Origin of the sequence: Burkholderia sp. WTPI3 (assembly GCF_021483755.1) — a bacterium.
Lineage (GTDB): Bacteria > Pseudomonadota > Gammaproteobacteria > Burkholderiales > Burkholderiaceae > Burkholderia.
Map to the genome: position 1 here is coordinate 20,358 of NZ_JAGIXF010000020.1, position 21,495 is coordinate 41,852.

The following is a 21,495-nucleotide window of genomic DNA, read 5'->3' on the forward strand; positions in this document are numbered from 1 at the left end:
CCACCGCCACGGAACTCGCGGCGCATTCGCGCAACCTAAGCAACCGCCGTCCGCCGATCTGGCCGACGGCGGTTTTTCCGTCGCGCGGTACGCCCGCGTCGCGCACGCGTGATCCGCGTGCGCGCCCTCGCACAAGGAGTCCAACAATGACCAAGAAATCCGCACTCGCGCTGTCCCTCGCCCTCGCCGCCGCTGTGCCCGTCGCGCTGACGCTCACGTCGCCGGCCGCGCATGCGCAAACCGCGAACCCGCACTTTCCCGAGCCGGCGGGCGTGTTGTCGCTGTCGTCGCAGGCCAGCGCCGACGTGCCGCAGGACATCATCCACATCACGCTGTTCTACGAGCAGCAAGCGAAGGATCCGGGCAGCCTCACGTCCGCGCTGAACCAGCGCGCCGACGCGGCGCTTGCGCAGGCGAAGGGCGTGTCGGGCGTTACCGCGCACACCGGCGCGTTCTCCGTGTATCCGAGCACCGATCGCGACGGGAAGATTTCCGCGTGGCGCGGACGCACCGAAGTCGTGCTCGAATCGCGCGATTTCGCGGCGGCCTCGAAGCTCGCGGGCCAGTTGTCGAACCAGATGCAGGTCGCGAACGTCGAATTCTCGCTGTCGCCCGAAGCGCAGCGCGCAGCCGAGCAGAAGCTCACCACCGAGGCGATCAAGTCGTTCCGCGCGCGCGCGGACGAAGCCGCGAAGGCCTTTGGCTACAGCAGCTACTCGATCCGCGATGTGAACGTCGGCGGCGGCCGCAACGTTCAGCCCTATCCGCGCATGATGGCGATGGCCGCGGCACCGATGGACAGCGCGAAGATGAGCGCGCCGATCGCGGTCGAAGGCGGCAAGGCGACCGTCTCGGTGACGGTCAACGGCTCCGTGCAGATGAAGTAACGCGCATCGCGCCGCCGCAGGCAGATGCAAAAACGCCGGCCCGAGGGCCGGCGTTTTTCATTGGTGACCTTGCGTGCGATGCCGATCGTACCCATCGGCATCGCACCGGATGCATCACCTGCATCGACGGTTACGCAGCCGCATGCTTTGCGTGGCGGCGATACGCCCACATCATCAGCGCGATACCCACGATGATCATCGGCAGCGACAGCCACTGCCCCATCGACAGGCCGAGTGCGAGCAGGCCGAGGAAATCGTCCGGTTCGCGTGCGAATTCGACGGTGAAGCGCGCGAGGCCGTAACCGATCAGGAACAGCGCGGATACGGCGCCCATCGGCCGCGACTTGCGCGAGAAGAAGAACAGTACGAAGAACAGCGTAATGCCCTCGAGCGCGATTTCATAGAGCTGCGAAGGATGACGCGGCAGCATCTGGTACTGCATGAACACGTCGGCGAGATGCCACTTCTCGACGAGCGCCGGATGCTTCGGCAGCCATGCCGCATCGTCGCGCATCGCGCCCGGGAACATCATCGCCCACGGCGCATGCGGATCCGTCACGCGGCCCCACAGCTCGCCGTTGATGAAGTTGCCGAGCCGCCCGGCCGCGAGCCCCGTCGGCACCATCGGCGCGACGAAATCGGTGACCTGCAGCCAGTGGCGCTTGCGCTGCCACGCGAACAGCACCATCGCGAGCGTCACGCCGAGGAAGCCGCCGTGAAACGACATCCCGCCTTCCCACACCTTGAAGACGTCGAGCGGATGCGCGAAGTAGAAGTCGGCCTTGTAGAACAGCACGTAGCCGAGCCGGCCGCCGAGCACGGTGCCGAGCACGCCGTAGAACATCATGTCGTCGATGTCCTTCGCGGTCCAGCCCTGCGCCGCGACGTGCGGCAGCTTCAGGCGGATCCGGCCGACGACGATCGCCGCGATGAAGCCGACGAGATACATGAGACCGTACCAGCGCACGGCGAGCGGCCCGAGATGGATCGCTACGGGGTCGAAATTCGGGTGAATGATCATGGGTTAGCGATGAAGTTTTCGAATGCGGTACGGTGCTCCCGCACCGCGCATTGGACGGCGCCGGCGCGCCAACGTTCGCGTCACGCGGTGAGACCGTGCGCACGCACGACGTCGATGAAGCCGGCGAGCACCGGACTCACGTCGCCCGTGCGCCACACGAGGCCCGTCTCGACGACGGGGGCGTCGCCGGCGAGCGGCCGGTAGACCACGCCGGTGCGCCGCAGGTTACGCAGAGACTGCGGCACCAGTGCGACGCCCATGCCGGCCGACACGAGGCTGACGATCGTCTGCATCTGGATCGCCTCCTGGCCGATGCGCGGGGTTTCCCCCGCCGCGCCGTAGCAGCCCGTAATGATGTCATAAAAGCCGGGCGCCAAACGACGCGGGAAGATCACCAGCGGCAGCGCGGCCACCTCGGCCAGGTGCACCGGTTCGTCCTCCCCTGCATCCGGCGCGGCGGACGCCGGCATCGCAACCACCAGCGGCTCGCGCACGACCGGCAGGTACGACAGCCCGGCCGCGTGGCGCGGCGGCACCGGCGGAATCACGAGCCCGGCGTCGATGCGGCCCGCGACGAGTTCGTCGATCTGCACGTCGCTCGTCGCTTCCGCGAGTTGCAGCCGCACCTGCGGATAGCGCGCGCCGAACGCACGTAGCAGCGCCGGCAGCAGCCCGTAATCGGCGGTCGATACGAACGCGAGCGACAACGAGCCGGCCTCGCCGCGCGCGAGACGCCGCGCGAGCGGCGGCAGCGCGTCGGCCGACGCGAGCAGCCGGCGCACGTCGGGCAGCAGCGCGGCGCCGACCGCCGTCAACGCAACCGAACGCTTGGTGCGCACGAACAGCGCGACGCCGAGCGCATCCTCCAGCGAGCGGATCGCCTGCGACAGCGGCGGCTGCGTCATCGACAGCCGTTCGGCCGCGCGGCCGAAATGGCGCTCGTCGGCAACGGTTGCGAAATAGCGCCACTGGCGCAGGTCGGGCGTCGGATCTGCCATGCTTCACTCATTCGTAAAACGACTTAGTAAGCGACAAATAATATATTGGACATCCCAAACCGGAAACTCCATTCTTGTTTCATCCGAACCGGCACGCCGTTCGCGGGCGTCGCCAACACAACGATGGAGTCCCCCATGTCGTACAACCGCCGCTCGCAGCACATCACGCAAGGCGTGGCCCGTTCGCCGAATCGCTCGATGTATTACGCCCTCGGCTACCAGAAGGACGATTTCGACAAACCGATGATCGGCATCGCGAACGGTCACTCGACGATCACGCCGTGCAACTCGGGCCTGCAGCGCCTGTCGGACGCCGCTGTTGCCGCGGTGAAGGCCGCCGACGCGAACCCGCAGATCTTCGGCACGCCGACGATCTCGGACGGCATGTCGATGGGTACGGAGGGGATGAAGTACTCGCTCGTGTCGCGCGAAGTAATCGCCGACTGCATCGAAACCTGCGTGCAGGGTCAGTGGATGGACGGCGTGGTAGTGGTCGGCGGCTGCGACAAGAACATGCCGGGCGGCATGATCGCGCTCGCGCGCCTGAACGTGCCGGGCATCTACGTGTACGGCGGCACGATCCGCCCCGGCCACTGGAAGGGCCGCGACCTGACGATCGTGTCGTCGTTCGAGGCGGTCGGCGAATTCACCGCGGGCCGGATGTCGCAGGAGGATTTCGAAGGGGTCGAGCAGAACGCGTGCCCGACGTCGGGCTCGTGCGGCGGCATGTACACCGCGAACACGATGAGCTCGTCGTTCGAGGCGCTCGGCATGTCGCTGATGTACTCGTCGACGATGGCCAACCCCGACCAGGAAAAAGTCGATTCGGCCGCCGAATCGGCGCGCGTGCTGGTCGAGGCCGTGAAGCGCGACCTGAAGCCGCGCGACATCATCACGAAGGCGTCGATCGAGAATGCCGTGTCGCTGATCATGGCGACCGGCGGCTCGACCAACGCGGTGCTGCACTATCTCGCGATCGCGCACGCGGCCGAGATCGACTGGACGATCGACGACTTCGAGCGCATCCGCAAACGCGTGCCGGTGATCTGCGACCTGAAGCCGTCGGGCCAGTACGTCGCGACCGACCTGCACAAGGCGGGCGGCATCCCGCAGGTGCTGCGAATCCTGCTCGATGCGGGGCTGCTGCACGGTGACTGCATCACGATCACCGGCCGCACGATCGCCGAGGAACTGAAGGACGTGCCGGGCGTGCCGCGCGCGGACCAGAACGTGATCTTCCCGATCGATCGCGCACTGTACAAGGAAGGCCATCTCGCGATCCTGAAGGGCAATCTTGCGGAGGACGGCGCGGTCGCGAAGATCACCGGCCTGAAGAACCCGGTGATCACCGGCCCGGCGCGCGTGTTCGACGACGAGCAAAGCGCGATGGATGCCATCCTCGGCGACCGGATCCGCGCGGGCGACGTGCTCGTGCTGCGCTATCTCGGCCCGCAAGGCGGCCCGGGCATGCCGGAAATGCTCGCGCCGACGTCGGCGATCATCGGCAAGGGGCTCGGCGAGTCGGTCGGTTTCATCACGGACGGCCGCTTCTCCGGCGGCACCTGGGGCATGGTGGTCGGCCACGTCGCACCGGAGGCGTTCGTCGGCGGTACGATCGCGCTCGTACAGGAAGGCGACTCGATCACGATCGATGCGCACCGGCTGGTGCTGCAACTGAACGTCGACGACGCGGAACTCGCGCGCCGGCGCGCCGCCTGGACGCAGCCGGCGCCGCGCTACACGCGCGGCGTGCTGGCCAAGTACGCGGCCCTCGCCCGCCCGGCGAACAAGGGGGCCGTCACCGGCTGACGCGCGTCTGGCGTCATGCGACCCCATTGCAGACAGCCGTCGGGGAAACGCGCAAAACGCGCGTTCCCTTTACTCTTATAATGCACGCGGACCGTGAAGCCGGCCGTCCCCGCCGGCGGAGAACCGCATGAAACAGACGATATTGCGCGCGCTGCTCGTGATGCTGCTGACCGGCAGCGCGGCAGCCGCACACGCCGACCCGGGCGCCGACGGGCTCGCACTCGCGCAGCGCAAGAACTGCCTGGCCTGCCACGCGGTCGGCAAGCCGTTGATGGGTCCGTCGTTCCGCGACATCGCCGGCCGGTACGCAGCCCGCACGGACGCCGCCGATTACCTCGCGCAGTCGATCGTAAACGGCAGCGTGGGTGTGTGGGGCAACGTGCCGATGCCCGCCAATACGCAGCTGACGAGTGCCGAGGCGCACACGCTTGCGCAGTGGGTGCTATCGCTGCACTGAAGGGAATGATCCGGCGCGCGCACGTGCCGGCAGGTTCGCCGGTGGCGACCGGAACCGCGCCCGCGGTTCCTGCACCGAAACGAACGCGTGGTCAGCCCGAATGACCGCTCCGGCGGCGGGCGATCTCGTCATCGACCGCATCGCGAACCCAATCCATCACTTCCGTTTCGAGCGCCAGCGCCACTTCGCGCGTGATCTGGCCAACCAGCCAGGCTGTATGGTCGTGCAGCGCGTCGCGGCAACGCGCCTCGATCGCCTCGCGCCCTTCCCCGGTCAGATAATTCGTCAGACGGTTGCGCAGACGCTCGGCGATGCACTGTGCGTCCTCCGCCGTCAGCGCGGCAGCCGCATCCGGCTGCCGCACGCCGGCGAGGTGATCGGGAACCGGTGCGTCAACGGCCGGTGCAAGCGCCTCGGGCAGCCCTGCTGCCTCGGAGTGCCCGGCTGTCTCGTGCGGCACCGCGGCGAGATCGTGAGGCTGCGAATCGTCGGCGGCGAGCGCCGAACGAAGCGGCGCCTGCATCGCCGCGGATTCCTCTGCGACGACGCGCTCCGCGGCACCGGGTTCGGCCGGCGCATCGCTGTCGCCGGGCAGTTCGACGGCCGGTACGTACGGCGTCGGCACCGGCTCGACCACCACGGATTCGGGGTCGGTGTCCACGTGTTGCGGCGCGCCGGGAACTTCGGCGGCACGGGCCGGCGCAACCACGTCGGTCAGCACCGGAATGGCGGCATCGTCGTGCGGCGACGATGCATCTGCCGCGGACGCACGCGCCGGCACCGGCTTGCCCGGCACCAGCACGTCGGTCAGCGTCGGGATTGAGGATGAGTCGGCTTGTGTCACGGGAACGCTCCGTCGACGGGTTCGGCTAGCTGCCCTGCTTGTAGTTGTTCAGCGCGTATCCGCGATCGCGGTAAAAGCGGTAGCGGTCGCGGCCCGCGGCGAGTTCGTCCGGCGCATTGCCGACCACTTCGAGCAGACGCTCGAAGCGGGCGAACTGCGCGGGCACGGCGGCACCGAGGTTCAGCAGCACGTGATGATGCGGCGCCTGGTCGAGGTCGGCGGTCAGCACGATCGGCGTGCCGGCTGCGTGCGCGCTGTCGACGCCGCAATGCGGGATGAAATCGAGCGGCGAGAAGGTCCAGAGCCGCTCGTCGAGCGCGCGCAGGCGCGCGGGCTCGGCGAGCACGACGACCGGCTGCCCGGCCAGATAGGCCTTGCGCAGCAGCCGGCACGCGTACGCGAGCGAATCGCCGACGTTCGAATGGAAATCGATTCGCGTCATTGCCCGCGTACCTGCATCGTCGTGTGCACCGCCATTACTGGCCGGCGCGGTCGATCAGGAACTGCGCGAGCAGCGGCACCGGACGACCGGTCGCCCCCTTCGCCGCGCCGCCCTTCCATGCGGTACCCGCGATGTCGAGGTGCGCCCACGGGTAGCTTTCGGTGAAGCGCGACAGGAAGCACGCAGCCGTCACGGCACCGGCCGGACGTCCGCCGATGTTCGCGATGTCCGCGAAATTCGACTTCAGTTGATCCTGGTACTCGTCGTCGAGCGGCATGCGCCATGCCGGGTCGTTCGCCTCGCGCGACGCGTCGAGCAGTTCGCCCGCGAGCGCATCGTCCTTCGAGAACAGGCCGCTGTTGTGGCCGCCGAGCGCGATCACGCATGCGCCCGTCAGGGTCGCCACGTCGATCACCGCGGCCGGCTTGAAGCGCTCCGCGTAGGTCAGCGCGTCGCACAGGATCAGGCGACCCTCGGCGTCGGTGTTCAGCACTTCGATCGTCAGCCCCTTCATGCTGGTGACGACGTCGCCCGGCTTCGTCGCGTTGCCGCCCGGCATGTTCTCGCAGGTCGGCACGATCGCGACGACGTTGATCTTCAGGCCCATCTCGGCGACCGCACGCATCGTGCCGAGCACGGAGCCCGCGCCGCACATGTCGTACTTCATCTCGTCCATGCCCTCGCCCGGCTTCAGCGAGATGCCGCCGGTGTCGAACGTGATGCCCTTGCCGACCAGCACGACCGGCGCGGCCTTCGCGGCGGCGCCCTGGTAGTGCAGCACGATGAACTGCGGCGGTTCGACCGAGGCGCGCGCGACCGACAGGAACGAACCCATCTTGAGCGCCTGGATCTGCTTCAGGCCGAGCACCTCGGCCTTCAGGCCCCAATCCTTCGCGAACTTCTTCGCGGTGTTGCCGAGATAGGTCGGCGTGCACACGTTGCCGGGCAGGTTGCCCAGATCGCGGGTCAGATCCATCCCGTTGGCGAGCGCGACGGCCTGCTTGATCGCCAGCTTCGCCGCCTTTTCGTCGGACGGATCGACGCTGAACACGACGCGCTTGAGCGTGTGCGATGCCGGCTCCGGCTTGCTCTTCATCTGCGTGAAGCGGTACGTCTCGTTGCGCAGCGCGAGAATCGCCGCGCGCACGCCCCAATCGGAGCCGCGCTCGTCGACCGGCAGTTGCGCGAGCGAGAACGTGACCTGCACGACCTTCGTCGCAAGCAGCGCGCGCCATGCGGCCGTCACCGCGTCGTTGTAGGCTTTCTGATTGAAAGCATCCTGCTTGCCGAGGCCGACGAGCAGCACGCGCGACGCGCCGATGCCCGATACTTCGTGCAGGAACAGCGTCCGGCCGCGCTTGCCGTCCATGTCGCCGGCCTTCACCATGCGCGAGATCAGTCCGTTGGTGGCCGTGTCGATGTCGAGTGCCGCGCCAGATAGGGTCTGCGCCTCGAAGATGCCGAGCACGATGCAGTCGGACTTCCCGGTCAGGAACCCCTTGGCCTCGCCTTTGCTCCAATCACAGCCTTTTATGCTAAAGTCCATCGCGCTTGTCCTCGGATAAAATCTGGGCTAAGGATGAAAGCCGCAATTATCCGCTATTTTTCCCGTGGCGGCGCGAGCGCTCCACCACGCGTGCGCAGCCTCCCGCCCTCTTCTCATCAAGAATGATCTTCGAACGCTCCCTCCAGCGCGAGCTTGCGTATACGGCTGGCGCCGTGTTCATGGTGCTGCTCACGATCATGCTCACGACGATGATGATCCGCATCGTCGGCTACGCCGCGTCCGGCGAAATCGATCCGCGAGACGTGCTCGTGCTGATCGGCCTGACCGTGATCGGCTATCTCGCCGTGATGCTCGTCGTCACGCTGTTCGTGTCGATCCTGTTCGTGCTGACCCGGTGGTACCGGGACTCCGAAATGGTGGTGTGGCTCGCGTCCGGCGTGAGCCTCACGCGCCTGATCAAGCCGATCGGCGTATTCGCGACGCCGATCATCGTGCTGATCGCGTTCTTCGCATTCGTCGGCTGGCCGTGGTCGAACCAGCAGAGCAAGATGATCAAGGCACGCTTCCAGCAGCGCGACGAAATCTCGCTGCTCGCGCCGGGCCAGTTCCGCGAATCGGCGACGAACCATCGCGTGTTCTTCATCGAGAAGATGTCGCCGGACCAGAGCAAGGTGCAGAACGTATTCGTCACGTCGACGGAGAACGGCAAGGTCAACGTCGTCGTGTCGCACACCGGCCATACGGAAACGAAGGACGGCGATCGCTTCGTCGTGCTGGAAGACGGCCGCCGCTACGACGGCACGCCGGGCCAGCCGAACTTCAAGATCATGGAGTTCCAGCGCTACGGCGTGAAGATCACGAGCACCCCGGTCACCAACGTGCCGACCACCAACAGCACGCCGACGCTGGACCTGCTGCGCAACCCGACGCGCGACAACCTCGCGGAATTCGCATGGCGCGCGGGGCTGCCGCTGATCGCGATCAACCTGCTGGTGCTCGGCATCCCGCTTTCGTACCAGAACCCGCGCCGCAGCCGCACGATCAACCTCGTGATGGCCGTGCTGATCTACCTCACGTACTCGAACCTGCTGAACGTCGTCCAGTCGCAGATCGAACAGGGCAAGATGTCGTTCGGCGTCGGCCTCGTCGGCCTGCATGCGATCGTCGCGGTGATCGTCGCGTTCATCTTCTGGTTGCGTGTGCGCAATCGTCCGCTGTTTACACGCGCGCTGTTTGGCCGCTCGGGAGCATGATCGATGCGGCTCTATGAAAAATACTTCGCACGGCAGATCTACGTCACGTTCGTCTTCATTCTGTTCGCGTTCTCGGGTCTGTTCTTCTTCTTCGACCTGATCAGCGAACTGAACTCGGTCGGACACGGCAACTACAAGTTCGGCTATGCGGTGCTGCGCGTCGCGCTGCAGACGCCGTCGCGCTTTTACGAAATCATCCCGGTCGCCGCGCTGATCAGCGCGATCTACGTGTTCGCGCAGATGGCCGCGAACTCGGAATTCACGATCTTCCGCGTGTCGGGCCTCGCGACCAACCAGGCGCTGCGCTCGCTGCTGAAGATCGGCATTCCGCTCGTGATCGTCACCTACCTGATCGGCGAATTCGTCGGCCCGTACGCCGACCAGCTGTCCGAACGCGTGCGGCTGCAGGCGCTCGGCGCATCGGTGTCGTCGAACTTCCAGTCGGGCGTGTGGGTGAAGGACACACTCGCGGCGCGCGAGAACGGCGAGCAGGTCACGCGCTTCGTCAACGTCGGCAGCCTGTCCCCGGACTCGACGATCAGCAACGTGCGCATCTACGAGTTCGACTCGAAATTCCAGCTGCAGAACGTGCGGATCGCGCAGACGGGCCGCTACGAGCCGCCCGGCCACTGGCTGCTCAAGGGTGTCACGGAAACGGTGCTGACCCCGATCAAGCCGATCAGCGGCCAGCCGGCCGACGCGCTGAACCCCGTGTACCGGTCGCAGCAGGTCACGCTGCCCGAATACCGGCTGCGCTCGGACCTGACGCCTCAGATCCTGTCGGTGCTGCTCGTGTCGCCGGAACGCATGTCGATCATCAACCTGTTCCGCTACATCCAGCACTTGCGCGAGAACCAGCAGGACACGCAGCGCTACGACATCGCGCTGTGGCGCAAGCTGCTGTACCCGTTCGCGGTGTTCGTGATGCTCGTGCTGTCGCTGCCGTTCGCGTACCTGCATACGCGTGCGGGCGTGGTCGGCGTGAAGGTGTTCGGCGGCATCATGCTCGGCATGAGCTTCCAGTTGCTCAACACGCTGTTCTCGCACATCGGCACGCTGAATACTTGGCCCGCGCCGCTGACCGCGGCGACGCCGGGACTCATCTATCTCGCGCTCGGCCTGTTCGCGCTGAAGTGGGTCGACCGGCACTGAGCGCCATGACGGCGGAGGCTTCGACATGAGTTCGCAAGGCATCGTCCTGTTCGGCCACGGCGCACGCGATCCGCGCTGGGCCGAGCCGTTCGAGCGGCTGGCCGCGCGGCTGCGCGGCGCGGGCGAGTCTGCGCCGCACGTGTCGCTCGCGTTCCTCGAATTGATGACGCCGTCGCTCGATGCGGCCGTCGCCGCCCAGGTCGCGGCCGGCTGCACACGCATCACCGTGGTGCCGGTATTCTTCGGTCAGGGCGGCCATGTCCGCCGCGACCTGCCGCAACTCGTCGATGCATGCCGCGCCGCGCATCCGGGTGTCGAGATCCGCTGCGCAACCGCGGTCGGAGAAGACGACGGCGTGCTCGATGCGATCGCGCGCTACTGCGTCGATCAGCTCGGCGGCGACGCGTAGCGGCTTCCGCGGCTCCAAAGAAAAAAGCGCTGGCTTCTGCCAGCGCTTTTTTATGCGGTTCGCCCGCTACCGGGCAACAACAGACGAGCGCCACATGTGCGCACCGCCGCGTCGACTCACGCAGCGTCCCGCAATGCATCGCCCGCTTTCACGAGCCGCGCACGCTCGGCGAACGCATCGCCGATCATCAGCAGGCTCGGCTCCGCCGGATCGAGCCACGCCTGCGCATCGCCCGCCGCCATCTGCGCGAGCGTCAGCGTCAGCGTGCGTTCGCGCGCGGTGCTGCATGCCTCGACGATCGCCACCGGCGTCGCGGGCGCACGGCCTGCGTCGATCAGTTCCTGCGCGATGCCGGGCGCGCTGTCGCGGCCCATGTAGTAGACGATCGAATCGGCGCGTGCCGCTTCGCGAATCTCGTCGCTGCCCGGCGCGCGACTGTGCGTCGCGAACGCGACGCTGCGCGACACGCCGCGCAACGTCAGCGAGCGCTTCAGCGTCGCAGCACCCGCGAGCGCCGCGGTAATGCCCGGCACGACCTCGTAGTCGATGCCCGCCGCCTCGAGCGCGCGCATTTCCTCTTCCGCGCGGCCGAACAGCATCGGATCGCCGCCCTTCAGCCGCACGACGCACACATGCTCGTGCGCCGCATCGACGATCTGCTTGTTGATGAAGTGCTGCGCGGTCGAGCGCTGCCCGCAGCGTTTGCCGACCGCGATCTTCCGCGCGTTCGGCGCGTAGTCCAGCATCCCCGGCTCGACCAGCGCGTCGTGCAGCACGACGTCGGCCTGCGCGAGCAACCGTGCGCCGCGCACCGTGATGAGGTCCGCAGCGCCCGGCCCTGCTCCGATCAGATACACCTTGCCCATGTTTGTCGCTTCGCTTGTCCTGCCCCTGCGGAAGGCGACCGGCGCGCGCCGCCGCGAGGGCGGCGCGCAACGCCGGTTACGCCGAGAACGCCCGGATCATGCCGGCGGCGACCGTGTGGTGCGTCGCCTCGTCGATCAGCACAAAAGCGCCCGTACCCGGATGTGCGTCGTACGTATCGCAGACGATCGGCTTTTGCAGCGTCAGCGCCACGCGGCCGATGTCGTTCATCTTCAGTTCCTGACGGTCGGTGGCATGCGACAGCGTATGCACGTCCAGCACTTCCTTGACCGCGCCGATCTTCGCGAACACCGTGCTCGTGGTCTGCTTCAGCAGATACTTGCGCTGCGGCGAGAGCGGCGTCTCGTCGAACCAGCACAGGTCGGCCTCGAGCTTCTTCGCCGGCGCGACCGGCTCGGCGGTCGTGACGAACATGTCGCCGCGCGACACGTCGACGTCCTCTTCGAGGCGAATCGTAACCGTCTGGCCCGCGAACGCATGTGCGACGGAAGCCGTGCCGCCCGGCACCGGTGCCACGATCTCGGCGACCGTGGCGGTGCGGTTCGACGGAAGCACGACGATTTCGTCGCCGACCTTCACTTCGCCCGATTCGATCCGGCCCATGTAGCCGCGGAAGTCGTCGGCCGAGCTGCCGTCCTGGCGCGCGACCCACTGCACCGGGAAGCGCAGCGCGTCATGCGCCTGCGTCTCGACCGGCAGCGATTCGAGCACGTCGAGCAGCGGCTCGCCCGCGTACCACGGCATGCGCTCGCTCGCGCCGACGATGTTGTCGCCCTTGAGCGCCGACACCGGCACGAAGCGCACGTCGGTCAGGCCGAGCTGCTTCGCGAGTGCGACGTACGCATCGCGGATCTCGTTGAAGCGCGCTTCGCTGTAGTCGACGAGGTCCATCTTGTTGATCGCGACGATCACGTGCTGCAGCGCGAGCAGCTTCACGATCGCGCTGTGGCGCTTGGTTTGCGGCAGCAGTTCTGCGACGCCGTTCTCGACCGTCACGCGCGTGGCGTCGACCAGGATGATCGCCGCATGTGCGGTCGATGCGCCCGTCACCATGTTGCGCGTGTACTGCTCGTGACCCGGCGTGTCGGCGATGATGAACTTGCGCTTCGCGGTCGCGAAATAGCGGTAGGCGACGTCGATCGTGATGCCCTGCTCGCGCTCGGCTTCGAGGCCGTCGGTCAGCAGCGCGAGGTCGAGCTCGTCGCCGACCGTGCGCTTGTTCTTCGCGCGCGACAGCGCGGACAGCTGATCGGACAGCACGGCCTTGCTGTCGTACAGAAGGCGGCCGATCAGCGTGCTCTTGCCGTCGTCGACGCTGCCTGCGGTGATGAAGCGCAGCACGCCGAGGTCTTCGTTGTTCTCGATGATGCTCATGATGTGAATGTCCTCGTGTGCTTCAGAAATAACCTTGCTTCTTGCGCTGTTCCATCGCGGCTTCGGATGCCTGATCGTCCATCCGGGTCGCGCCGCGTTCGGTGATCTCGGTCACCGCCGTCTCGGCGATGATCTTCTCGACGTCGTCCGCGTCGCTCTCGACCGGGCACGTGCAGCTGATGTCACCGACCGTGCGGAAGCGCACCTGCGCGACCTCGCTCGTCTCGCCGTCACGCATCGGCGTGAGCGGCGTGACGGGCACGAGCAGCCCGTTGCGGCGCACGATCTCGCGCTGGTGCGCGTAATAGATCGACGGCAGTTCGAGGTTTTCGCGTGCGATGTACTGCCACACGTCGAGTTCGGTCCAGTTCGAGATCGGGAACACGCGCAGGTGCTCGCCCTTGTGCAGGCGCGCGTTGTACAGGCTCCACAGTTCCGGGCGCTGCGCCTTCGGATCCCACTGGCCGAATTCGTCGCGGAACGAGAAGATCCGCTCCTTCGCACGCGCCTTCTCTTCGTCGCGGCGCGCGCCGCCGATCAGCGCGGTGTAGCCGTGCTGCTCGATCGTCTCGAGCAGCGTGACGGCCTGCGCGGCGTTGCGCGAATCTGTTTCGCGGCGCAGCACGACCGTGCCGCGCTTGATCGAATCCTCGACGTGGCCGACCACCAGCTCGGCACCGAGCTCTTTCGCGCGGCGATCGCGGAAGTCGATCACTTCCTCGTAGTTGTGACCCGTGTCAATGTGCACGAGCGGAAACGGCAGCGTCGTCTTGCGGTTCGCGCCGAGGCCGAATGCCTTCAGCGCAAGATGCAGCACGACGACCGAATCCTTGCCGCCCGAGAACAACAGCGCCGGCTTGCTGCACTCGGCGACCAGTTCGCGCAGGATGTGGATCGACTCGGCTTCGAGCCAGTCGAGGTGGCCCATGCGGTTGTCGGCACCGGTGGGCCGGGCAAAGGCGGATTGCTCGAGCGTCGTGCTCATGATTTCAGTCCTTCTCTTCTGGGTTCGTGCCGCCCGCTGTCGCAGGCGGCGCAATATTCAGTTTCTTATCGGGCTTTCAGTGCGCGGCGCCGGCAACGGCTGCCGCGGGAATCGGCGTGATCGTGATGTGCAGCCCGCATTCCTTCGTGTCGCGCGACTCCCACCACCAGCGGCCCGCACGGCTGTCCTCGCCGGGGCGGATCGCACGCGTACAGGGCTCGCAGCCGATGCTCGGGTAGCCGCGGGCGTGCAGCGGGTTGACCGGCACGTCAAACGCTTTAAGGTACGCCCACACGTCGGCTTCCGTCCAGTCGGCGAGCGGGTTGTACTTCGCGATCCCGCGCGCTTCGTCCTGCTCTTCCTCGTGCAGCTCCGCGCGCGTGACCGACTGCTCGCGGCGCTGGCCCGTGACCCACGCGCCGACGTCGGCCAGCGCGCGATTCAGCGGCTCGACCTTGCGGATGTGGCAGCACGACTTGCGCAGCTCGACGCTTTCGTAGAACGCGTTCAGGCCGTGCTCGGCGACGTACCGGTCGACCGCGTCCTGCTGCGGGTGAAACTGCTCGATCTCGTAGCCGTAGCGCTCGCGCACGCGGTCGATCATGCCGAGCGTTTCCGCGTGCAGGCGGCCCGTGTTCAGCGAGAAGATGCCGATCGACGCGCCCTTCGACAGGATCGCGTGCGTGAGCAGCATGTCTTCCGCGGCAAGGCTGCTCGCGAACTTCACCTTGTCGTGGCGCGCGCCGATCTGCGCGAGCAGCGCATCGAGACGCTCGACCTTCGCGGCGAGTTCCGGCGTCAGCGCGATGGCGGTCGCGGTGCTCATGCGCTCACCTCGGTGTCGGCCGCAGCCTCGCGACGGCGGAACAGCGGAGCCGGCTCGTCGAATGCGCCCTGGTAACGCTGCGTGAATTCGCCGAACGCGTTCAGCGCGTCGTGGATGTCCTTGTCGGCACGCACCGCGAACGCGTCGAAGCCGCAGCGCGACATGTACAGCAGCTGGTCGCGCAGCACGTCGCCGATCGCGCGCAGCTCGCCCGTCCAGCCGTGACGCTCGCGCAACAGGCGCGCGATGCTGTAGCCGCGGCCGTCCGCGAAGCGCGGGAAATCGACGGCGATCAGCGAGATCGCGCCGAAGTCGGCCACGAGATCGGCCGGCTCGCTGTCCGGCGCGAGCCATACGCCGAGTTCGTCCTTCGTCTTCGCGGCGACGAGCGCCGCGCGCTCGGCCTGCCACAGCGCGAACGGCACCAGCACCTTGCCGGCCGGCAACGTGTCGACCGCGGGCAGCGCGCCGTCTTGTGCCGCGCGCACGACCTGCCATGCATCGTCGATCACTGCGCGGTTCTTGATAATCGAAGCCATCTGCAAATTCCTTCTACCCGGTTGGTTACGCGTTCACTGCCTGGCGCGCCGCATACACGCGCTCCTTGAACGGCGCGATGCCGATGCGGTCGTACGTGTCGATGAAGCGCTCGCCGTCGATGCGCGCTTCGACGAACGTCTCGATCAGCTTCGCGATCACGTCCGGCACCTCTTCAGCGGAGAACGACGGCCCGATCACGCGGCCGAGGCGCGCGCCGTTGCGGCCCGTGCCCTGCTCGCCGCCGAGCGACACCTGGTACCACTCGGCCCCGTCCTTGTCGACGCCGAGGATGCCGATGTTGCCGACGTGATGGTGACCGCACGAGTTCATGCAGCCGGAGATGTTCAGCGACAGGTCGCCGAGGTCGTACACGTAGTCCAGATCGTCGAAACGCTGCTGGATCGCCAGCGCGATCGGGATCGACTTCGCGTTCGCGAGCGAGCAGAAGTCGCCGCCCGGGCACGCGATGATGTCGGTCAGGAGGCCGACGTTCGGCGTCGCGAAGCCGGCCGCCTTGGCCTTTTCCCACAGCGCGAACAGGTCGCGCTTCTTCACGTTCGCGAGAATCAGGTTCTGCTCGTGCGACACGCGCAGTTCGCCGAGCGAGTACGCGTCGGCCCAGTCGGCCACCTGCTCCATCTGCTCGGCCGTCGCGTCGCCCGGCGCCACGCGGTGATCCTTCAGCGACAGCGTGACGGCCGCATAACCCGGCACCTTGTGCGGCGCGACGTTGCGCTCGACCCAGCGCGCGAATGCCTTGTTCTCGAGCAGGTGCTGTTCGAACGACGCGTCGGTGTCGGCCAGCTTCTCGTAGACGGGCGGCTTGAAGTACTGCGACACGCGGTCGATTTCCGCCTGCGTGAGCGTCGACGGACCGTCCTTCAGGTGCTGCCACTCTTCCTCGACCTGCTGCGCGAACTTCGCCGGCGACAGCGCCTTCACGAGGATCTTGATACGCGCCTTGTACAGGTTGTCGCGGCGGCCGTAGCGGTTGTATACACGCAGCACGGCTTCGCAGTACGTGATCAGGTGCTGCCACGGCAGGTCTTCCTTGATCACCGCGCCGATGATCGGCGTACGGCCGAGGCCGCCGCCCGCGAGGATGCTCGCGACCACTTCGCCCTGCGCGTTCTTCTTCAGGTACACGCCGAGATCGTGGATCTGCACGGCCGCACGGTCGTCCTTCGAGCCGGACACCGCGATCTTGAACTTGCGCGGCAGCCATGCGAATTCGGGATGGAACGTCGACCACTGGCGCAGGATCTCGGCCCACGGACGCGGATCGATCTCTTCGTCTTGCGCCACGCCGGCGAACTGATCGGCCGTGATGTTGCGGATGCAGTTGCCCGACGTCTGGATCGCGTGCATCTGCACCGATGCGAGCTTCGCGAGGATCTCGGGTGTTTCTTCCAGCTCGACCCAGTTGAACTGGATGTTCGAACGGGTCGAGAAGTGGCCGTAGCCGCGGTCGTGCTCGCGGGCGATGCGCGCCAGCATGCGGAGCTGCTCGCTGCGCAGGTTGCCGTACGGAATCGCGATGCGGTGCATGTACGCGTGGCGCTGCATGTACAGGCCGTTCTGCAGGCGCAGCGGACGAAACTCGTCTTCGCTCAACTCGCCCGACAGGCGGCGGCGCACCTGATCGCGGTACTGTGCGACTCGCTCGTCGACGATCGTCTGGTCGTATTGGTCGTACTGATACATTCGGGGACCCCAGGGTTTTCGTGGTGACCGCGCGACGTCCTAGCCACGTCGCGCCCGAATCTCCGTTCCGCCGCCATCGCCGGCCTTCCGCTGCCCGGCTGGATTGCTAATGACGAAAACAGATATCCATATTTGAAAAACTCCGGTGAATCGTAATAAACTCGCCTTATATTTCAAACGACTAAAAAATTCTGTTGATATGCGGAAGGGTTATAAATGAACCTGCACCAATTTCGCTTCGTGCGCGAGGCCGTCCGGCAGAATTTCAACCTCACCGAGGCCGCCAAGGCACTGTATACGTCGCAACCGGGGGTATCGAAGGCGATCATCGAGCTCGAGGACGAGCTCGGCGTGGAGATCTTCACGCGGCACGGCAAGCGTGTGCGCTCGCTCACCGAGCCGGGCCGGATCATCCTCGCGTCGGTCGAGCGGATCCTGCAGGAGGTCGAAAGCCTTAAAAGGGTCGGAAAAGATTACGCAGCGCAGGACCAGGGCAACCTGACGATCGCCGCGACGCACACGCAGGCGCGCTACTCGCTGCCGGCCGCGATCGCGGAGTTCAAGAAGCGCTTCCCGAAAGTGCATCTGTCGATCCTGCAAGGCAGCCCGACGCAGGTCGCCGAGATGGTGATCCACGACCAGGCCGATCTCGCGATCGCGACCGAGGCGATCGCCGACTACAAGGAGCTCGTGTCGCTGCCCTGCTTCCAGTGGCACCACGCGGCCGTGGTGCCGGCCGACCACCCGTTGCTCGAACGCAAGCCGGTCACGCTCGACGATCTCGCCCAGTACCCGCTGATCACGTATGACGACGCGTTCGCGGGCCGCAAGAAGATCAACCACGCATTCGCGCTGCGCGGGCTGTCGCCGGACATCGTGCTCGAAGCGATCGACGCCGACGTGATCAAGACCTATGTCGAGCTCGGCCTCGGCGTCGGGATCATGGCCGACATCGCGTTCAACCCCGAGCGCGACCGCAGCCTGCGGCTGATCCCGGTCGGCCACCTGTTCGGCAGCAACGTGACGCGCGTCGCGCTCAAGCAGGGCGCCTACCTGCGCAGCTATGTGTATACGCTCGTCGAGCTGCTGTCGCCGACGCTGAACCGCAAGCTGATCGAGCAGGCGCTCAAGGGCGAATCCGAATCGTACGAGCTTTGACCGACGTGTATAAACGAGAGGCGCATATCGCGCCCCTTTTTCGTTGTCCGACGGAGATTCCCGCATGACGCTTCCCGCCCTGTTGCGCCGCGCTGCCGGTGCCACCCTCGTGCTCGCGTGCGCGGCCGCGCATGCCGACCTGAAGGTCGGCGTCGACCTGTCGTCGACCGGCCCGGCCGCCGCGATCGGCATCACCAGCAAGAACGCGATCCTGATGTGGCCGAAGACGATCGCCGGACAGCCGCTGCAGGTGACGGTGCTCGACGACGCGTCCGACCCGGGCGCCGCGGTGCGCAACATCCGCAAGCTGGTGGACGAGGATCATGTCGACGTCGTCGTCGGGCCGAACATCACGCCCGCCGCGCTCGCGGCGCTCGACGCGGTGGCGGCCGCCCAGACGCCGATGATCACGCTGGTCGGCTCCGGCGCGATCGTCGAGCCGCAGGAAGGCGCGCGGACCTGGGCGTTCAAGATGGCGCAGAGCGACAGCGCGATGGCCGACGTGATGACACGCTACATGGCCAACCACGGCGTGAAGACGGTCGGGTTCATCGGCTTCGCGGACAGCTACGGCGACAGCTGGCTCAACGAATTCACGCGCTTCGCCGAAGTGCGCAAGATCCGCGTCGTCGCGACGGAGCGCTTCAACCGTACCGACGCGAGCGTCACGGGCCAGGCGCTGAAGCTGATGGCTGCGAAGCCCGACGCGATCCTGATCGCGGGCTCGGGCACGCCGGCCGTGCTGCCGCAGCGCACGCTGATCGAGCGCGGCTACAAGGGCGCGATCTACCAGACGCACGGGATCGCGACGCCGGAATTCATCAAGCTCGGCGGCAAGGATGTCGAGGGGACGCTGTTCCCGACCCAGCCGGTGGTCGTCGCGCGCACGCTGCCCGCCGACCATCCGGCCCGCAAGGCCGCGCTGGCATTCGTCGACGCGTATGAAGCGAAATACGGCGCCGGCACGGTTACGCAGTTCGCGGGCGACGCGGCGGGCGTGTACCCGCGTCTCGCGGACGCGGTCGGCCGCGCGCTGAAGACCGCGCAGCCCGGCACGCCGGCATTTCGCACGGCGCTGCGGCGCGAGCTCGAACGCGCGCACGAACTCGTCGTGCCGAACGGCGTGGTCAATACGAGCGAGAAGGACCATGTGGGGCTCGATCAGCGCGCGAGCGTGATGGGGATCGTGAGGCACGGCCAATTCGTCTATCTGAGCCAGTAACGCGGCCGGTATCGGGCAGCTTGCCCGGTGCCCCGTTTTCCGCCATAATCCTCGTTTCGCCGCGCACAATCGCATGCGCGGCCAGGATCAAGGCCCAGGTGGTGAAATTGGTAGACGCAGGGGACTCAAAATCCCCCGCCGCAAGGCGTGCCGGTTCGATTCCGGCCCTGGGCACCAGCATTTCGCAGCGTCACGCGCTGCACTCGAAACCCGCGCAAGCACATCGCTTCGCGGGTTTTTTGTTGCCCCATCTCTCCGCACAAGTCGCAACACGCGCGCCCCTCGGCGCCCGTCCGTTTCCGGACGATATCCCGCATCGCGTCGCGTGGCCGGCCCGGCACGTGGTCGATGCGATCGTCGCCGACGGCGGCGAAGCCATCGCGGTACAGTCGAACGTCGCCGCCCCGGCAGCGGTTGGTGCGCTGTTCGATGCGGCCGAGCACGCGTCCGGACGCATCGACGTGGTCGTCAACAGCGCGGGCGTCATGAAGCTCGCCGAGTTCGACGACGCGGCCTTCGACCAGACCGTCGCGATCAACCTGAAGGGCACGTTCAACGTCAGCCGCGAGGCAGCGAAACGTGTGCGCGACGGCGGCCGCATAGTGAACCTGAGGTCGAGCGTGATCGGCATGCGCCTGCCGACCTACGGCGTGTACATCGCGAACAAGGGGGCCGTCGAAGGGATGACGCAGGTACTCGCGCAGGTACTCGCGCAGGAGCTGCGCGGCCGCGGCATCAGCGTGAACGCCGTCGAGCCCGAGCCGTTCCTGCAGGGCAAGAGCCCCGAACTCGTCGAGCGGATGGCGAAGACGAACCCGCTCGAGCGGCTGGGCCAACCCGAGGACATCGCCCGCGTCGTCGCCTGCCTCGCGGGCCCCGACGGCGCGTGGCTCAACGGCCAGATCCTGCGCGCAAACGGCGGCATGTGCTGACCGACGCCGGGAATCGCGCACAACGCATACGGGGGCCGGCCGCCTGCGGGAGATCGATCACGAAGGAAGTCATTGTCGCGCGCCGCGCCATGTAGTCTGCTCGTCGACGTGCGAAAGCGCCGGCCGCAACGCGCCGGGCCGGTCGGTGCGTCTCAGCTCCGTTCGCAGAACCCGAGGATTGCCTCCGCGACCGCCGACGGTGCCTCGCGCTGCGGGAAATGCCCCACCCCGTCCAGCACCTGCCGCGCGTAGCGCCCGGCGAAGAAGCGCTCGCGCCCGGCCGAGCTGTCCGGATGATTGCAGGTATCGGCGCCGCCATGCAGCACGAGCGTCGGCACCGACAGGACCGGCGCCGGGTTCAGCCGCGCGTCGTCGTCCGCATAGGCCGGCGTGCAGGGCGCGAAACCCCATCGCTGCCGGTACGAATGCAGCACAACGTCGATCCAGTCCGGTCCGTCGAACGCGTCGGCTGCCGCGTCGAATTCCGCATCGCCATACCAGCCCGGCGGCGACCACGTGTCCCACATCAGGCGCGCGAACGCGCGACGGTCGTCGCGCAATGCCTGCTCGCCGCGCGGCGTCGCCATGAACCAGTGATACCAGTAGTTGCGCGCCTGCTGCAGTGACAGCGGCTGGAGCGGATCGTTGGTGCCATAGCCGACCGACAGCATCACGAGATGCGACGCCGCTCCGTCGCGCAAGCCGCACGCGTTCGCGACCGCACGGGCGCCCCAGTCGTGCCCGACCAGCACGGGCTGCTCGATGCCGAGCACGTCGACGAAGTCGAGCAGGTCGCGACCAAGCGCCGCCAGTTGGCCGCTGCGCGGCACCGCCGGATCGCGAAATCGGGTCGGCGCGAAGCCGCGCAGCGCGGGCGCGAGCACGCGATAGCCGCGTGTGGCGAGCGCTTGCGCGACCGCAGCCCAGCCAGCCGGGCTGTCCGGCCAGCCGTGCAGCAGCACGGCCACGCGTTGGCCGCGCGGGTTCCATTCGAGATAGGCGACTTCGAGCGACGCGGTCGTCGCAAATCGATAAGCGGTCATCGTGTACTCCGGCAAGTGAACCCGAAGGTCGATGGTAGATCCGTATC

The 21,495-nt window shown here is 66.9% G+C and carries 21 protein-coding genes and 1 tRNA gene; 10 read left to right on the forward strand and 12 right to left on the reverse strand.

Translation table 11 applies throughout. From position 1 onward, the window contains the following. Positions 1-146 precede the first annotated feature (146 nt). The gene (locus J7024_RS13515; protein WP_124827291.1) at positions 147-887 is read left to right on the forward strand and encodes an SIMPL domain-containing protein; all 741 of its coding nucleotides are present in this window, start codon (positions 147-149) and stop codon (positions 885-887) included. A gap of 130 nt (positions 888-1,017) precedes the next feature. Here J7024_RS13515 and lgt read toward each other — a convergent pair whose 3' ends face one another. Both lgt and J7024_RS13525 read right to left on the reverse strand, forming a co-directional pair. After that, on the reverse strand, positions 1,018-1,908 hold the full coding sequence (gene lgt / locus J7024_RS13520; protein WP_124827292.1) for a prolipoprotein diacylglyceryl transferase: 891 nt from the start codon (positions 1,906-1,908) through the stop codon (positions 1,018-1,020). Between the two features lie 80 nt (positions 1,909-1,988). Next, the gene (locus J7024_RS13525) at positions 1,989-2,906 is read right to left on the reverse strand and encodes a LysR substrate-binding domain-containing protein (RefSeq protein ID WP_124827293.1); all 918 of its coding nucleotides are present in this window, start codon (positions 2,904-2,906) and stop codon (positions 1,989-1,991) included. Positions 2,907-3,041: 135 nt separating this feature from the next. Here J7024_RS13525 and ilvD point away from each other — a divergent pair, with 135 nt between their 5' ends. Further along, positions 3,042-4,715 carry a dihydroxy-acid dehydratase gene (ilvD, locus tag J7024_RS13530; protein ID WP_124827294.1) on the forward strand — a complete coding sequence of 558 codons (1,674 nt, stop codon included), beginning with the start codon at positions 3,042-3,044 and terminating at the stop codon, positions 4,713-4,715. Between the two features lie 127 nt (positions 4,716-4,842). After that, positions 4,843-5,172 carry a c-type cytochrome gene (locus tag J7024_RS13535; RefSeq protein ID WP_124827295.1) on the forward strand — a complete coding sequence of 110 codons (330 nt, stop codon included), beginning with the start codon at positions 4,843-4,845 and terminating at the stop codon, positions 5,170-5,172. Positions 5,173-5,263: 91 nt separating this feature from the next. Here the strand turns inward: J7024_RS13535 and J7024_RS13540 are convergent, their stop codons facing one another. From J7024_RS13540 to J7024_RS13550, 3 genes are read right to left on the reverse strand one after another with little or no spacing between them, the layout of a single operon-like run. Beyond that, complete coding sequence (locus J7024_RS13540) at positions 5,264-6,016, reverse strand: DUF2486 family protein (protein WP_124827296.1); 753 nt, start codon at positions 6,014-6,016, stop codon at positions 5,264-5,266. Positions 6,017-6,041: 25 nt separating this feature from the next. Continuing rightward, a complete protein-coding gene (locus J7024_RS13545) occupies positions 6,042-6,458 on the reverse strand; it encodes a DNA polymerase III subunit chi (protein ID WP_059527631.1) in 417 nt (138 codons plus the stop codon). 34 nt (positions 6,459-6,492) lie between these two features. Continuing rightward, positions 6,493-8,004 carry a leucyl aminopeptidase gene (locus J7024_RS13550; protein WP_234745120.1) on the reverse strand — a complete coding sequence of 504 codons (1,512 nt, stop codon included), beginning with the start codon at positions 8,002-8,004 and terminating at the stop codon, positions 6,493-6,495. A gap of 122 nt (positions 8,005-8,126) precedes the next feature. On the opposite strand from J7024_RS13550, the gene lptF reads away from it, so the two are divergent. From lptF to J7024_RS13565, 3 genes are read left to right on the forward strand one after another with little or no spacing between them, the layout of a single operon-like run. Further along, on the forward strand, positions 8,127-9,218 hold the full coding sequence (gene lptF, locus J7024_RS13555) for an LPS export ABC transporter permease LptF (protein ID WP_098550886.1): 1,092 nt from the start codon (positions 8,127-8,129) through the stop codon (positions 9,216-9,218). A 3-nt stretch (positions 9,219-9,221) separates the two neighbouring features. Beyond that, positions 9,222-10,370, forward strand: coding sequence for an LPS export ABC transporter permease LptG (gene lptG, locus J7024_RS13560; protein ID WP_096502259.1), 1,149 nt, complete (start codon positions 9,222-9,224; stop codon positions 10,368-10,370). A 25-nt stretch (positions 10,371-10,395) separates the two neighbouring features. Further along, the gene (locus J7024_RS13565; protein WP_124827298.1) at positions 10,396-10,779 is read left to right on the forward strand and encodes a sirohydrochlorin chelatase; all 384 of its coding nucleotides are present in this window, start codon (positions 10,396-10,398) and stop codon (positions 10,777-10,779) included. Between the two features lie 116 nt (positions 10,780-10,895). Here the strand turns inward: J7024_RS13565 and cobA are convergent, their stop codons facing one another. From cobA to J7024_RS13595, 6 genes are all read right to left on the reverse strand, one after another. Continuing rightward, a complete protein-coding gene (cobA, locus tag J7024_RS13570; protein ID WP_124827299.1) occupies positions 10,896-11,645 on the reverse strand; it encodes a uroporphyrinogen-III C-methyltransferase in 750 nt (249 codons plus the stop codon). Between the two features lie 76 nt (positions 11,646-11,721). After that, positions 11,722-13,038, reverse strand: coding sequence for a sulfate adenylyltransferase subunit 1 (locus J7024_RS13575; protein ID WP_124827301.1), 1,317 nt, complete (start codon positions 13,036-13,038; stop codon positions 11,722-11,724). 22 nt (positions 13,039-13,060) lie between these two features. Continuing rightward, a complete protein-coding gene (gene cysD, locus J7024_RS13580; RefSeq protein ID WP_124827303.1) occupies positions 13,061-14,023 on the reverse strand; it encodes a sulfate adenylyltransferase subunit CysD in 963 nt (320 codons plus the stop codon). A gap of 76 nt (positions 14,024-14,099) precedes the next feature. Continuing rightward, a complete protein-coding gene (locus tag J7024_RS13585) occupies positions 14,100-14,849 on the reverse strand; it encodes a phosphoadenylyl-sulfate reductase (RefSeq protein ID WP_124827305.1) in 750 nt (249 codons plus the stop codon). Further along, entirely contained in the window at positions 14,846-15,388 is a 543-nt protein-coding gene (locus J7024_RS13590; RefSeq protein ID WP_124827307.1) for a DUF934 domain-containing protein, read from the reverse strand. The genes J7024_RS13585 and J7024_RS13590 overlap by 4 nt, the downstream gene beginning before the upstream one ends. 25 nt (positions 15,389-15,413) lie before the next feature. Next, positions 15,414-17,093: a nitrite/sulfite reductase gene (locus J7024_RS13595; RefSeq protein WP_175751022.1), complete on the reverse strand. Its 1,680-nt coding sequence runs from the start codon at positions 17,091-17,093 to the stop codon at positions 15,414-15,416. 216 nt (positions 17,094-17,309) lie between these two features. Between J7024_RS13595 and J7024_RS13600 the strand changes: the two genes are divergently transcribed. The 4 genes from J7024_RS13600 (at position 17,310) to J7024_RS13615 (ending at position 20,405) form a co-directional block, all read left to right on the forward strand. Beyond that, positions 17,310-18,251 carry a CysB family HTH-type transcriptional regulator gene (locus tag J7024_RS13600; protein WP_124827311.1) on the forward strand — a complete coding sequence of 314 codons (942 nt, stop codon included), beginning with the start codon at positions 17,310-17,312 and terminating at the stop codon, positions 18,249-18,251. Between the two features lie 64 nt (positions 18,252-18,315). Further along, a complete protein-coding gene (locus J7024_RS13605; protein ID WP_124827317.1) occupies positions 18,316-19,473 on the forward strand; it encodes an ABC transporter substrate-binding protein in 1,158 nt (385 codons plus the stop codon). 92 nt (positions 19,474-19,565) lie between these two features. Continuing rightward, positions 19,566-19,650, forward strand: a tRNA-Leu gene (locus J7024_RS13610). A gap of 65 nt (positions 19,651-19,715) precedes the next feature. After that, positions 19,716-20,405 carry an SDR family oxidoreductase gene (locus tag J7024_RS13615; RefSeq protein ID WP_234745121.1) on the forward strand — a complete coding sequence of 230 codons (690 nt, stop codon included), beginning with the start codon at positions 19,716-19,718 and terminating at the stop codon, positions 20,403-20,405. A 152-nt stretch (positions 20,406-20,557) separates the two neighbouring features. On the opposite strand, the gene J7024_RS13620 is transcribed toward J7024_RS13615, so the two are convergent. Continuing rightward, a complete protein-coding gene (locus J7024_RS13620; RefSeq protein ID WP_124827321.1) occupies positions 20,558-21,448 on the reverse strand; it encodes an alpha/beta fold hydrolase in 891 nt (296 codons plus the stop codon). Between the last annotated feature and the right edge of the window lie 47 nt (positions 21,449-21,495).